The organism is Bacillus sp. SRI_025, assembly GCF_057592095.1.
This window is the reverse complement of record NZ_JBYEGB010000006.1, coordinates 99,574-113,190: the sequence shown is the minus strand read 5'-3', so window position 1 is coordinate 113,190 and position 13,617 is coordinate 99,574. Positions and strand designations below refer to the sequence as shown.

Genomic DNA, 13,617 nt, shown 5'->3' with positions numbered 1-13,617 from the left:
TTCAAGGTCTTTTGATCGTTTATCTATCAGTCTTTTTGCGGTTTTTTCGTACGAAATAAATAATCATTCCGACCACAAAAATAATCAGCACAGCGATACATGCAAAATAAATCCAAGAATCACCGACGCCTTGCTTTTCACCTTTTTTGAGATCATTTGTTGTGCTGCTGACCGTTTGATGATTAGAGAACATGTCTTTGTTTTTGCTCTCGATGGCAACCGTTGCCGTTTCCGTATTTGTTTGCAGGAAATGAAGCACTTCATGTGAAAGATCAGCGTCAGATGCATTCATTCCTGAAAAGACGGTCATTGTTTGCTCTTTGTTCCATACAGATGGCTGCGTCCATACAATACGAGCAGTCGTTTCGTTGATCATGCCAAAGGAGGATACATCATACTGATCCTTTGTCACAGGAACGATGAGATCGTCTGCCTTTTCTTTTAAAAGAGAGAACGTTTGAATGCCACCGATGAAAATAAGAGAGTGATTTTTCAATTGATCATTTGTCACATTTGATGCTTTGATCAATTGATATTGAGCAGCTTCCGGCTGACTAAATGATTCTGTCAGCATCGCCATTTGATTGATCGTTTCTTGCTTGATTTGATTTGGCATGATGATCAATGTTTTTCCTTGCTGCGTTTTTGATGTGAAAGGAAGCGGCCATGCAGCTAAATCCGGTGTATCACTAGCTGTCCCTTCTGGTATTTGAAGAGAGCTATTCTTATCAATGTAAATCCAGCTTTCTTCATCCGTATGTCTGCAGGACTCCATGTTTTTAAAGCCTGTAGTGACAAATTGCAAATCAATATATTCATTCTTTTGGAGCACTTGTGAATCTACTGGAATTGACACATGATAGAATCCATTCTCATCTTTGTTTCCTAGTTTTGTTAACGGTACATCGTGTGGTTCATTATTAACCATGACTGTTAAGCGTTCCGCTTTGTTCGCTGTATCAGTTTTTTTAAATGATAGATTTAACTTTGCAGCAGATTTTTGATTAGCGATCAATGCTTTCGGATAATAGTAATGATCCGATGCCGTCTTTTTGGTTCCAACCGTTACATCATCACCACCAAAATCTTTTAAACGAATTTGATGAGATGGTTTTGATGCTTTAGCAGTAACCTTTTGAAGCAGCAAATCTGTCCCAGTGAGCTGATCGGTCAGTTCTGGTTGAGTCAGGACATTGATTTTTTCCGCAATTGTCTTTGGCTGTTCAGCAGTGACAAATAAAATGGGCTGTTCTTTTTTCTTCCCAGTCAGTGTTCTCACTGCTAACGTGAGCTGGTTGCTTGCTGTTTTCATTTTCGCAGCTTGCTCGATCGATTTCACTCGTCCCTCCCAGTTTCCTTTCGCTCCAACAGCAATCGTTGGATGCGCGATTTGCTTGAGGTCCTTTTCTTGGACGATTTTGAGGTCTGCTTGGCGGTCTTTGTTTTTCAACGTACGGTATACTTTCATAGCCGCTTCTAATTCAGCTGCTTCTGGTGAATTTGGAATCACAATATCTGTTTGTTCTTTCTGATCACCTGTTTGAATGAAAGGTGAAGGGAAGCTGTCTAACGTCACGTCTGTCGTTTGAGTTCCTTTGAAATCCAGCTCACTTTCAGGATATACTTTCAGCCAGTTGGCAGGTGTCTCTTGGTTGATACACACACCTTCTTTTAACACGCCATAAAATGCGAGCTGAATCCGATGAGAACCTTTTTTCAATTGCGATTTGTTCAATTTGATTTGAATCGATTTCTTTTGGTTTTTTCCTGTTACGGGAATGGTCTTTTCAATCTCTCCATCAATCATGACTGTGAACGATGATGGCGAAATGAGTAATGGTGATGCCTCTATATTCAATGTAAGGGTGCTAGACTCTACTTTTTCTTTCTCTATTTGATAGGAAAATTCAGTGCGGTCTTCTTGTCCATACAAGGTCACTACATCTTCTGATAATGCTTGCGTTTCTGTTTGACTTCCTTTTGATGAGCGAATCCAGTCATCTTTCACTTGTACTCGATTTGATTGCGCCAGTGCTTGCCCCGCCATGAAAAAAGGCTGAATGGCAAGGGATATCACCAATATAAAAATCATCCATTTTACCGATTTCAATTTGTCACCCGCTTTTCTTTTGTTGTTGATCGTAACGCTCGGTTTTGTACCATTTTACTTCTTGTTTGAATAAACGGCTCTTTGTCTCTACAAATAAAGAGTACACGACTAGCGCAATCCATACTTGAGAATAAGTGAAGTACATGAGCGCCACAATGAGTATATTTTGTTTGGTGAGCTCTGTTTTCTCAATGCTTAATGTAATCATCACTTCTGTTAGAAAGAGGAAGAAGGCCAATCCCCACAGGATCAGTGCAACAGCTCCTACAGATAAGTGAAGGTCAACAAATAGGTTCACGATAAAGATCCCATTTGAGAGCAGAACACCGAAGAAAAATAAGAAATACGTAAAGAAGAAATAAAACAAATCGAAAATCATTCGTTTTCGTTTCAGCTTCATAAACTGCTTTAAAAATTTGAGTACAACATATTGATTGCCTCGTGCCCAGCGTGTTCTTTGCCGCCACCAGACTTTCCACGTCTCAGGCTCTTGTTCCCATGTGATCGCTGCCGGGAAAAATCGAATGACATAGCCAAGGTTATAGACACGAATCGTCAATTCGGTGTCCTCAGCCAGCGCATGAACATCCCAGCCGCCAAGTTCTTCTAAAATATGCCGGCGGATGGCGAAGTTGGTGCCTGGTATTGTCGCAATGCTAAACCACTTCCATCTTCCGCCCTGCGCCATCCATTGGAAGCAGATGGTCTCAATATTAATAAATTTGGTCAGGAGATTTTTGGCTGCATTGATGACCCTGAATTTCCCGACAACAGCGCCTGCCTTTGGGTCGTTCAATAAACCAAGAACCAAGTGATAGACGGCCTTTTGTTCAGGCATGTTATCTGCATCGTATACGCAGATGACTTCTCCTGTTGAAGCCTTTAAGCCTTCATTTAGTGCAGTGGATTTTCCCTTTCCTGTAAATGGCGGCTTTGTTTCAATCATATGGACATGATCATATTGCTCACTGAATGACCGCACGATGTCCCCTGTGCCATCGGAGGAATTGTCATTAATCACAATGATTTCAAGGAGATGTTTAGGGTAGGACAGCTGGACCATTGCTTTTAGCGTTTGCCGGATGACAACTTCTTCATTATGAGCAGGAATCAGAATGCTGACAGTCGGCAGCTCCTTCCCTTGTTTCGTCCATTCAGGCAGCACTTTTTCGTAGGTTAGGTAGTGCTGAAAGCCGCCCTGCATGAGAAACATGTGGTATAGGAGCATGATCCAAATCAATATTAATGAAAGATAAAATAAGACATCAGCCACCTAATTTTCTCTCCTTAAAAATTCGTTTTTTCATTGTCAGTCTTAAATACAATGTGTAAAAAGCAAATGCCGCAATAAACAGCATCACCACGACTGTGAGAATTCGCAGCATATTTTCCATGCCGCTTCGTTTGACTGTTTTGGTTTCTGCTCTATTGGATTGTTCTACTTGAATATGTCCATTCCCTGATGTTTTGATCTGCACATGTGATGTTTGGACCGTCTGTTTTGTTTTCTTTAAATCCAGCCATTCACTAGAAGGAATTGCATCCATCTGCGTCATCAGATTTTGCAGTCCATCTATTCCTGATTCCACATCATAGGACAGCCCGATTGCGGCTGATTGGAGATGCTGGATGGATTGAATCTTTTGCTCTGTTAAAATATTTGAACCTTCTTGGTCAGATGCTGGTTCTACTGATTGCTGAGGATATAAGGTCATGCCGTGAAGCATGGCGGGTTTCGTCACCAGCGGCGGAGCACCGGCTGTTTTCCACGTATGATCCGACAGCTGTACCTGTCCAAACAGACTGGACATATGCCTTGATATCACTTCGTAGCCTTGTTGGGATACGGCATCATGCGGCACCTCGAATGCCAGTGGATATAGACCTTGCTGCGCAAGAAGCTCAATGCCCTTTGTGATTTTTTCTTCTGTATAGATGATTTCTTGCTGCTGATTCGATCTCGTGTAAGCATCGAAGTCCTTTTCATTCGAAAAATGGCTTTCACTTTGCTTCTTCTCAGCTTTTTTTGGGTCATTTGATGTAATGGACTGATCATTCTTTGCATCCCAGAACTCAAAGTCCTGACCAGAATCCTCCGTTCGGTACGTACGGCTAAATCCATGAAGAATGATGCTGGCTCCATTGCTTTGCAATTGTTTTAACACTTTTATGAGCTGCGGGCGGTCACTCAGTGTCACTTCATCACCTGTTGTTCGATCCACCCATACAGGGGTTACCGCTATCAGAAACGGAATATGCCGAGTGGATACGTATTGTCCAAGCTCAAGCAGCTTCTTCTCGTCAGAGACAGGACTGATGTTCCCAAACCTTAAGTACTTTGTGGTCAGCTGATGAGAAGAAGACAGGCGTTTTTCCAGCACTTCTGCAAGCAGCTCGTTCTGCTGCACGACATTTAAGATACCAATATAGTCGGCCCCTTCCTTTGTTTGAATCACAAATGGAAGGTCAGCTTCATGCTTCTTCAATAAAAATTCACTTTGCAAGTCTGCCCCTTGAACCGTTAACGCACTGATACTTTTCTCTAGCTGACGGTAAGTTTGATCATCTGTATATTTGATTTGACTTGTATGATCTTGTTTGTGGAAAGTAAGCTTGGAGAATGGGCGAAGCTGTTCCGCATTGTATCCAATGGCTATTACCTTCTGTGCTTCATTCATCATACGAATGGTCTGTTTCGGTAAGGTTCTCTTTATTTCTCCTAGGTAGATGACTTGCTGAAATTCACTGATCTTCTTTTCAGCCAAATGCTCATCAGATACAATCGTCGTCTTTGTTGAAAAATGTCCGGCGAGTAGATCCAGCATATGCACTGCTGGAGTCGCTTCCCCCGATTCTGTCGAATAAACGATCAGGGTATCTGACTTGGCAAGTGCGTCGGCTGAAGCCATGTATTTAAAAGAAAGAATCAAAAAAAGAGCAAGCAGCAAACAGCATTTCATCAAAGAATTAAAGTTCATTCATCATCATCTCTTTTTCTAGTTCTTCTAAAAATTGCTCTGGCGTACGATAATCCGAACTGCTTGTTAAATGACAGACATGAAAAGTCAGGGTGACTTCACGACCGTTTAACAGCACATGCTTTTGCAATTTATCTTTTAGCTTCTCAAGGACGACAGAGACATTCTCTTCTGGTGTGTGAGTAAGCAGCAAGCCTATTCGTTCTTCGGATAATCGAAATTTCTTATCCGTTTCTCTGACACTTTCGCGAATCTTAATACTTAATTGCTGAAATAGGTGCTGCATTTCTTTTTCTCCATATAACGATTTGAATTCCGCTGCATAATGGATATGAAGAAGGATAAAAACGAATGGCTGTTTGTAACGTTCTGCCCGTTTCATTTCCTCGGATAATTCCAGCTTCATCCGATCTGCATTGTCAAATCCAGTTGTCGAGTCAATCGCCACAAATTGTTTCATCGCCTGCTTTTGTTGTTCAATGGTGTGACGCATCGTCTTGATCCGCTCATGCAAGCTTCCTGCTGAAATCGCGAAAAAGAGAAGGGCTACGCCCCAAACCACCACATCCTGCAATGTTCGATTGGAAAAGAAAGGATTTGTGTGACCAAGCTCTGTAAAGAACATAGCACTTCCTATAAAGAACAACATCAGCAAGGTAAAAATTAATGCTGGTAAGATGCCAAATAAAATCCCGCATCCTAACACGACAAAAGTCAGTGTGATCATCAAAAAGCTCTCTGCATCATGCAAGCCAAGGTAGCCCATAAACAAAATAAGACCTGCAAACGTGAGGAGCAGAGAATAATATAAACGATACGTATTACTGAATAACCGATTCATTAAAAAGCTCCCTTTCTGCAATGAGAGGCAATAAGTTGTCAAATGAGTGTGTGTCTTTTTCGTTCATGTATCCTCCATAATAATCCTTGAGAGGATCTTGAATTTGTAATTCTTTCATGCGGTCATAAACCTCTTTTGCGAATTCCGGTTCGTTTCGTTTAAGAGCATACAAGATGACCAGTGCATATACAGAAGGCGATTCATACGTCACTGATGGCTGCAATGTGCTCAGTTTATATCTACCGTACAGTTTTCCTTCTTTTTTAAAAGTCGTTTTCAGCCATTTCATGATCGCGGACGTACTCACCTTTGCACGATCGGCATGTAGAGCCGTATAGAGTTGATCAATCATATTGATTTCTCGATCAAATGAATAGGCTTTTTTCTTTATATCATAGGATTTAGGAAAGAATCCTTTTTTTCTCGGTGCTTGTTTTAGAATGGTCAATTGGTTACTCGTCATTTGTTTCGTGAATATTTTGAGGGATTCCAATTCTTTGATTGCTTTTGGGTCTAAATATGAGAGTGTGATTGTGTGTGAAGTTCGGTTTGTTGACGCATCATAATAATCGGACAAGATGCCTCTATACATATTCTTGTCTTTTAACGCTTGTGCGATTTCTTTTGCTGTGGTTTGATACGCTGCATTCTTCCATAAACGATCTGCCTTTTGAAGTGCCGCCACTACCCGTAAGTCATCAACTAGAGCATTGGCTTTACTTTTTTGATCAGATTCGATTTGCCAGCTGAGAAGGTGATCATCTAGTAAAAATTCATCTTGCAGGACACCAAATTGTTGGTCAAAAGAATTTTGATCTTTTTTTCGAACAAGATAATCCATCCAAAGTCCAAGCGACTCAGATAAGTAGATGTGCTGCTCTGCTAATGAAGTGCGAATCATGCCTTGATCTGTCATGAGGTGATGAGTGATAAAATATTCTCCAGGCAATACAGGCTGTGGAGATACTGGATCAGCTGATTCCTTCTGCTGTTCCCAGGTACATCCGCCTAATAAAAAAACAATGAGTAAAACAATAGCCGTGCGATGTATGGCTGTAACCATTCGTGTCCCCTTTCAACTCCCGTTCTCTTAGCATCCAACGATTTATTATAGAGTGTTTTTGTTAAAATTTAAATAAATATTTTATACCAAATTACGAGTCTTTTTGCATACATATTCCCATTTTCAGAAAAACCATATGCCGATATACTTGATTGCACAGAAAAACCCATGCATTTCAGCATGGGTTTATATACTACTATTGATCTAATTTTAATTTCTTTAATTGCTCAGCCAGTGCGTTATTGATTGGTTCTTCCACTTTCTTTTGTTTCTTCATATATTTAGACACATCGTGCTTACTTGCTTTCTTTTGATTGGATTGTGATTTGCGTTTTTCGAAAACAGACAGTTTTTCTCTATGGCCGCACACACAAGCAAAGATTTTGCCATCACCTTCTCCGCGCAGCTCGAGCTTTTTATGACAGTTCGGGCAGCGTGCGTTTGTTTTCTTCGCTACATTTTTACGGTGGCCGCATTCTCGGTCTTGGCACACGAGCATTGTGCCATGTTTTCCGTTCACTTTCAGCATAAGTTTTCCGCAGTCAGGACAATGGGTGCCAGTGACATTGTCATGCTTAAAGGTTTGGTTCGTTTGTTTGATTTCAGATACGGCTTGTTTTGCATAGGACTTCATTTCACTCATGAATTGAGAAGCCTTCAGCTGTCCTTTTGCGATTTTAGAAAGCTTTTGTTCCCATTCCGCTGTTAACGCAGGTGACTTTAAGTCTTCAGGCACTAAGGAAAGCAGCTGTTTCCCTTTAGATGTGATGAAAATGTCTTTGCCCTTTTTCTCGATTAAGAAGCTGTTGAACAGTTTTTCAATGATATCGGCTCTTGTGGCCACTGTTCCTAGTCCGCCTGTTTCACCGAGGGTTTTCACTAAGTCCTTTTCCTGATTCTGCATAAATGCCGCTGGGTTCTCCATAGCAGATAGCAGAGTTGCTTCATTAAAACGGGCAGGAGGTTTCGTTTCTCCATTTGTTTCTTTCAGCTGGCGTACTTCAAGTGACTGCCCTTCTGAAAGCAGCGGCAGATGCTGATCTGCTTCGGCTGATTCCTCGTCTTCATAGGAATCATCATACACGGCTTTCCAGCCGGCTGATTGTACGGTTTTTCCTTTTGCCGTGAACGTTTCACTGCCTATCTTGGCAATCACCGTTGTTTCCTCGTATTCAAAAGGATTCATCAGTACAGCAAGGAATCGTTTGGCAATAAGATCATATAATTTACGCTCTTTATCACTTAGTGCACCAGGATACAGCTCTTCCTCGGTTGGAATGATCGCATGGTGATCTGACACTTTTGCATCGTTGACGAAGCCTTTGTGCGCTTTCACGCCTGATTGTAAAATGCGGTTCACATGCTGTGCGTACGGTCTGACGTTCATTCCTTTTAAACGATCTTTTAATGTAGGAACGATATCCGCTGAAATAAATCTTGAATCTGTACGCGGATATGTCACAAGCTTATGCTGCTCATACAATCGCTGAAGCGTAGACAAGGTTTCTTTTGCTGAGAAGCCGTAGCGTTTATGTGCATCACGCTGCAATTCAGTCAGGTCATACAGCCCTGGAGCAAAAGCTTTTTTCGCTGTTTTTTTCAATGCATCGATCACTGCTGGTTTTCCTTTGCAGCCTGCCAAACGCTCTTTTATGACATTCTCTTGGAATGTGCGGTTTTGCTTTGTTTTGGCATCCTGCCATGTCAACGTAAGCCCATCTACTTGTGCAGTCATTCCATAGAACGGCTTCGGCTGAAATTGCTGAATGTCTTCTTCTCGTTTGGCGATCATGGCAATCGTTGGTGTTTGTACCCGTCCGCAGGAAAGCTGTGCATTGAACTTGGTCGTCAGCGCTCTTGTTGCGTTGATCCCTACAATCCAGTCTGCCTCTGCACGTGCAACAGCCGAGCGATACAGATTATCATATTCTCTGCCATCTTTTAATCGTTTGAAGCCTTCTTGGATGGCTTTGTCCGTAACAGATGAGATCCATAGTCGTTTCAGTGGCTTTTTCACATGCGCTTTTTCAAGAATCCATCTTGCGACTAGCTCCCCTTCACGTCCAGCATCTGTTGCGATGACAATGTCTTTTACATCTTTTCTTGCAAGCTGCGCTTTCACTGCTTGAAATTGTTTGCCTGTCTTTTTCATGACGACAAGCTTGAGCGGCTCTGGAATGATCGGCAAATCCTCTAAACGCCAGGATTGAAATTCTTTTCCGTAGCCTTCTGGATCAGCCAGTGTGACCAAATGGCCAAGAGCCCACGTCACAATGTATTGATCTCCTTCTAAAAAACCATTTCCTTTTTTATGACACTTCAGTACACGTGCTAAGTCACGTCCTACTGAAGGTTTCTCTGCTAATACAACTGTTTTTGACACTAGATTTCACATCTCTTTCTTCTATCCATCCTTTTATTATAGCAGACGTGGAGATGCGGTTCTAATGACGGATTATTTCTTCAAGCGCTTGATGATTTCGTTGGTGATTTCTTGTGTTTGATAGGCTCCGCCGATGTCTGCTGTTAAAAAGCCGTCTGCTGTGACTGACTCGATGATTTCGAGGAGGTGTGTGCCCAGTTCTTCTTCTCCGAAATGATCAAGCATGAGTTTAGCCGTCCAAATTTGACCGATTGGGTTGGCAATCCCTTTTCCTGCAATGTCTGGGGCTGATCCGTGTACAGGCTCAAACATAGACGGATATTTGCCATTCACATTGATGTTGGCGGCAGGCGCCACGCCAATACTTCCCATAATGGCAGCTCCAAGATCAGTTAAAATATCACCAAATAAATTACTGGCGACAATCACATCAAATTTCTCAGGTCTTGTCACAAAGAAGGCTGAGAGTGCATCAATGTGCTGTGAGTCTGCTGTCACCTCTGGATAATCCTTTGCTACGTCTTGAAACACTTCATCCCAAAATGGCATTGTATGAACGATTCCATTCGATTTGGTTGCACTTGTCACATGCTTTCTTCTCTTTTTTGCTAATTGAAAGGCAAAACGCATGGCTCGCTCTGTCCCTTTTCTGGAGAAAACAGCATTTTGAATGGCAAGCTGATCTTCTCCTTGATAGATACGGCCCCCAATTTCACTATATTCACCTTCACCGTTTTCTCTTACAACAAGAAGATCGAAATCCTTTGGCTGAGCAAGCGGTGAGCGAATTCCGCTCAGCTGTTTTGCAGGTCTAACGTTGATCACCTGCTCAAATTCACGTCTAATTTTAATGAGCAATCCCCAAAGTGATACATGATCCGGCACTAAATTGGCATCTCCGACGGCCCCTAAGAAAATGCTGTCAAAGGCTTTTAGTTGTTCCAATCCATCCTTTGGCATCATTTCGCCATGCTCTAAATAATATTCACAGCTCCACGGAAAATCCTGAAAGGTGAAAGATAGACCGCCATGCACCTCTGATATCGCTTTCAAAACTCGGATTGCTTCAGGCACAACTTCCTTTCCAACTCCGTCTCCTGGTATCGCTGCAATTGAAACATGCTTCATTGATTTTTCCCCCTTTGTCATCGGTCGACCGTCGACCGTTTAATTTGAGTTTACTAAAGAGTGCCTGTTCTTACAATGGACAAAAGACGCTTTTTGATCAAAGCGCCTTTTTATCCTGCACCAGTATCGGGGACTTCTGTTTCTTTCTTCCCGCACCTTTTTTATCTGAAAGCAGCAAACCTCCTAAGGTCAGTACCGTTCCTAGTGCCGACATGAAGGTCAGACTCTCGTGAAGAACGATCATTGAAATGATCATCGTGATAATGGGCACTCCATAAATATACACACTTGATTTCACCACACCGATCGTCTTCACGGAAAAGCTCCATGTCAGAAAACAAATAGCTGATGCAAAGACGCCTAAAAACAGCAAGTGGAAGGCAAACGATGGATTCGTGAACCGCTCCCAGTCTAAACGAATCTTAAAATGCCAGATCAGCGGAATCATCCATAGCAGCCCGTAAAAGAAGACACGTCTTGTCACCTGAATAATATGGTAGCCATATTGATTGATCATTTTCGATAAAATGGAATAAAATGCCCAGACGATGGTAGCCATAAATGCTAAAGCATCACCGAGCGGATTCAATTGGAACGTCGTCATCCCATTAAAGCTAATCAGTACAATTCCTATCATCGCGATGAAAAAGCCTATAAAAAAGCGGCTGTGCAGCGGCTCATCTTTTAATAAAAAATAAGACAATAGAAAAGAGAAAAATGGGACAACGGAGCTGATGACACCTGCATTCGAAGCGAACGTATAGGTAAGTGCAACATTTTCCAAAAAATAGTATAAGACCACACCGCATAACCCTGCGAGCGCAAACATCCCTTCATGCTTTCTACGCTGTACCTTCATGGTGACTGGATAAATGATCATCAGGGTAAGGTACCCAAGGAAAAAACGAAAAAATAAAATCTCTGTTGGAGAAAAAGCCGTTAATAATATTTTGGTTGATATAAAGGTAGATCCCCATAAAAAAATGGTGAACATGGCTGCTAGATGACCAAGAAGCTGTTTATTTTTCATTTTGCTGTTACCTGCTTTTCAAAAATTTGCTGATACTGCCCTGGCGTAAGCCCAATAAATTCCGAAAAGAAATGAGTCAAATGACTTTGATCAGAAAATCCAGCGGCAGCAGCTACATCTATTGGCTTCATTCCTTGGGCGAGAAGCTCCTTCGCATAGTTCACCCTGATTGTCTGTAAATAACGATACGGCGTAATTCCTCTGAACTTTGTAAAAGCACGCAGCAATGAATATTTGTTCATGGACACGAGCTCACCTAAGTCATCTAACGATATATTTTCCGTGAGATGTGTTTCAATATATTGCTGTACGTCTTGGACTTTTTGTTCATTGGCATTGGCATTGGCTGCTGATGCTTTTTCCTCTGGTATATCAGAATAGGTTTCGATCAACTGCTTCATCAAAAAGTAAAAGGCTTCCTGTTTATTCAAAGCAGGAGCTTCTTCTGTGATCATTTGATGAAGATCATATAATTGCTTTGCTAGTTCACTTTGTGAAACCACAGGGGCTTTAAAATGCGGCTTGTGCTGAAAGATCTTCTCCAGCAACTCTGGTTCAATATTTAAGCTGCGATAATCTAGCGGCTTGTGATCAAATTGTTCACATCCGTGATTATCGTACGGATTGAAAAGAAGGATATCTCCTTTTCCAATGATGTATTCTTGATTTTGGCAGAACATACGTCTTTGACCGCCTTCAATAAATCCAATCACATAGTATGTATGAAAATGTTTTGGGAACTTTTTGATGATGGCATGAAAGCGATACGCCTCTATTTGCAAGTCCTGGTCAAAATGGACTGTTCGTTCCTCTAATGTTCTCATGTCGATCCCCTCTTTTCACTGAACTCATCATTAGTGTAGCACACCCTTTTTCTCTTGGATTGTACGATATTGACTTTTCGATGCAGGCTTGCCTAGAGGGAAAAACTTGGATAACATGAGACAAAAGATGATGTACAAAAGAGGGAATGATGGGATGAATTCATTCGAGATGGAAAGACCAACACCGTATCACATGCAATTTTATGAACAGCTGAAGCAAATGATTTTTGATGGCCAGTTTCAGCCAGGAGAGCGCATCAATGAAACACAGCTTGCCAAGCAATTTGGCGTAAGCCGTTCACCTGTAAGAGAGGCGATGAGGCTGTTAGAAAAAGACGAGCTTTTAATCGCGGATCATCGATCAGGCTATTCAGTCTATACGTTAACAGAAAAAGATGTCGAGGAGCTCTATCAAATTCGGGTGGCCTTAGAAACACTTGCTGTTGAGCTTGCCTGTAAGGAAGCCACGCAAAGAGAAATGGATGAAATTGAGCAGGTTCTCACGGAGGCGGACGAAGCGATCAAGCAGGAGCTGCCATCTAAAGAGATCGTCCAGTTACATGAATCCTTTCATCAAAAAATCATTTTGGCGAGTCACAATGACCGTTTATCCAAACAATTGAATCACGTGAATGCACTCATTCACTATTGCCGCATTTTCCATTTTAGCGGCGGGGCTCGTGCTGAAACCATTCAAAGAGAGCATGCAGCGATCTATTCTGAAATAAAAAAGCGCCGCTCCACAGAAGCGGTTCAAGCAATGACTGAGCATTTATTACATGATGTGATGCACTTAAAGCAAGTACTCTCTGAAACAAACAAACAGTAAAGGACTTTTCCCATTTTTTAAGCAATCCATGAACATATTTTGAATTTTTCGTAGATTTCAGCATGTCCAGACGATCTTTCGTTTATATTAGAAGATGAGAAACTAGCTTTTATACAGGAGGATTTGTATATGCATACAAGTATTAGCCGTCTGCGACAGGCGGGTTTTATTGAGGGTATGTCTCTTTTAACCCTTCTTTTAATTGCCATGCCTCTAAAATATTTTGCGGATATTCCGATGGCAGTCACCATTGTAGGCTCTCTTCACGGCGCATTGTTTGTCATCTATATGCTCATTTTGGCATATGTGACATTTAAAGTTCGCTGGCATTTGAAATGGTCCATCGCCGGTTTTTTTGCGGCATTCATTCCTTTCGGCAATTTCGCCTACGATAAGGTGCTCCGCCAATATGATACAAAAGCTTAATAGAA

General features: G+C 41.7%; 11 protein-coding genes. 2 read left to right on the top strand and 9 right to left on the bottom strand.

The annotated features are described in order from the left end of the window. Positions 1–19: 19 nt before the first annotated feature. From AC20OE_RS16295 to AC20OE_RS16255, 9 genes are all read right to left on the bottom strand, one after another. Positions 20–2,110: a cellulose biosynthesis cyclic di-GMP-binding regulatory protein BcsB gene (locus AC20OE_RS16295; protein ID WP_487269015.1), complete on the bottom strand. Its 2,091-nt coding sequence runs from the start codon at positions 2,108–2,110 to the stop codon at positions 20–22. A 4-nt stretch (positions 2,111–2,114) separates the two neighbouring features. Continuing rightward, on the bottom strand, positions 2,115–3,338 hold the full coding sequence (locus AC20OE_RS16290) for a glycosyltransferase family 2 protein (protein ID WP_487269036.1): 1,224 nt from the start codon (positions 3,336–3,338) through the stop codon (positions 2,115–2,117). Positions 3,339–3,375: 37 nt separating this feature from the next. After that, positions 3,376–5,088 carry a DUF2334 domain-containing protein gene (locus AC20OE_RS16285; RefSeq protein WP_487269014.1) on the bottom strand — a complete coding sequence of 571 codons (1,713 nt, stop codon included), beginning with the start codon at positions 5,086–5,088 and terminating at the stop codon, positions 3,376–3,378. After that, positions 5,078–5,929 (bottom strand): GGDEF domain-containing protein, encoded by an 852-nt coding sequence (locus AC20OE_RS16280; RefSeq protein WP_075610909.1) that lies wholly within the window; start codon positions 5,927–5,929, stop codon positions 5,078–5,080. The genes AC20OE_RS16285 and AC20OE_RS16280 overlap by 11 nt, the downstream gene beginning before the upstream one ends. Next, entirely contained in the window at positions 5,910–6,992 is a 1,083-nt protein-coding gene (locus tag AC20OE_RS16275; RefSeq protein WP_058837358.1) for a glycosyl hydrolase family 8, read from the bottom strand. The genes AC20OE_RS16280 and AC20OE_RS16275 overlap by 20 nt, the downstream gene beginning before the upstream one ends. A gap of 196 nt (positions 6,993–7,188) precedes the next feature. Then, complete coding sequence (locus tag AC20OE_RS16270; protein WP_039176652.1) at positions 7,189–9,375, bottom strand: DNA topoisomerase III; 2,187 nt, start codon at positions 9,373–9,375, stop codon at positions 7,189–7,191. 72 nt (positions 9,376–9,447) lie between these two features. Continuing rightward, positions 9,448–10,503, bottom strand: a complete 1,056-nt coding sequence (locus AC20OE_RS16265; protein ID WP_041089156.1) for a tartrate dehydrogenase — start codon at positions 10,501–10,503, stop codon at positions 9,448–9,450. A gap of 97 nt (positions 10,504–10,600) precedes the next feature. Then, on the bottom strand, positions 10,601–11,533 hold the full coding sequence (locus AC20OE_RS16260; RefSeq protein WP_058837356.1) for a DMT family transporter: 933 nt from the start codon (positions 11,531–11,533) through the stop codon (positions 10,601–10,603). Further along, positions 11,530–12,357, bottom strand: a complete 828-nt coding sequence (locus AC20OE_RS16255) for an AraC family ligand binding domain-containing protein (protein ID WP_058837355.1) — start codon at positions 12,355–12,357, stop codon at positions 11,530–11,532. The genes AC20OE_RS16260 and AC20OE_RS16255 overlap by 4 nt, the downstream gene beginning before the upstream one ends. A gap of 154 nt (positions 12,358–12,511) precedes the next feature. Between AC20OE_RS16255 and AC20OE_RS16250 the strand changes: the two genes are divergently transcribed. Beyond that, positions 12,512–13,186, top strand: a complete 675-nt coding sequence (locus AC20OE_RS16250; RefSeq protein ID WP_039182989.1) for a GntR family transcriptional regulator — start codon at positions 12,512–12,514, stop codon at positions 13,184–13,186. Positions 13,187–13,315: 129 nt separating this feature from the next. Beyond that, a complete protein-coding gene (locus tag AC20OE_RS16245) occupies positions 13,316–13,612 on the top strand; it encodes a DUF3817 domain-containing protein (protein WP_008347156.1) in 297 nt (98 codons plus the stop codon). Positions 13,613–13,617 lie beyond the last annotated feature (5 nt).

Excerpts from the sequence above, each read along its gene's own strand:
- AC20OE_RS16260 (WP_058837356.1), bottom strand. The coding sequence starts at position 11,533 with ATGAAAAATAAACAGCTTCTTGGTCATCTAGCAGCCATGTTCACCATT.
- AC20OE_RS16265 (WP_041089156.1), bottom strand. The coding sequence starts at position 10,503 with ATGAAGCATGTTTCAATTGCAGCGATACCAGGAGACGGAGTTGGAAAG.
- AC20OE_RS16275 (WP_058837358.1), bottom strand. The coding sequence starts at position 6,992 with ATGGTTACAGCCATACATCGCACGGCTATTGTTTTACTCATTGTTTTT.
- AC20OE_RS16250 (WP_039182989.1), top strand. The coding sequence starts at position 12,512 with ATGAATTCATTCGAGATGGAAAGACCAACACCGTATCACATGCAATTT.
- AC20OE_RS16290 (WP_487269036.1), bottom strand. The coding sequence starts at position 3,338 with ATGCTCCTATACCACATGTTTCTCATGCAGGGCGGCTTTCAGCACTAC.
- AC20OE_RS16255 (WP_058837355.1), bottom strand. The coding sequence starts at position 12,357 with ATGAGAACATTAGAGGAACGAACAGTCCATTTTGACCAGGACTTGCAA.
- AC20OE_RS16285 (WP_487269014.1), bottom strand. The coding sequence starts at position 5,088 with ATGAACTTTAATTCTTTGATGAAATGCTGTTTGCTGCTTGCTCTTTTT.
- AC20OE_RS16280 (WP_075610909.1), bottom strand. The coding sequence starts at position 5,929 with ATGAATCGGTTATTCAGTAATACGTATCGTTTATATTATTCTCTGCTC.
- AC20OE_RS16245 (WP_008347156.1), top strand. The coding sequence starts at position 13,316 with ATGCATACAAGTATTAGCCGTCTGCGACAGGCGGGTTTTATTGAGGGT.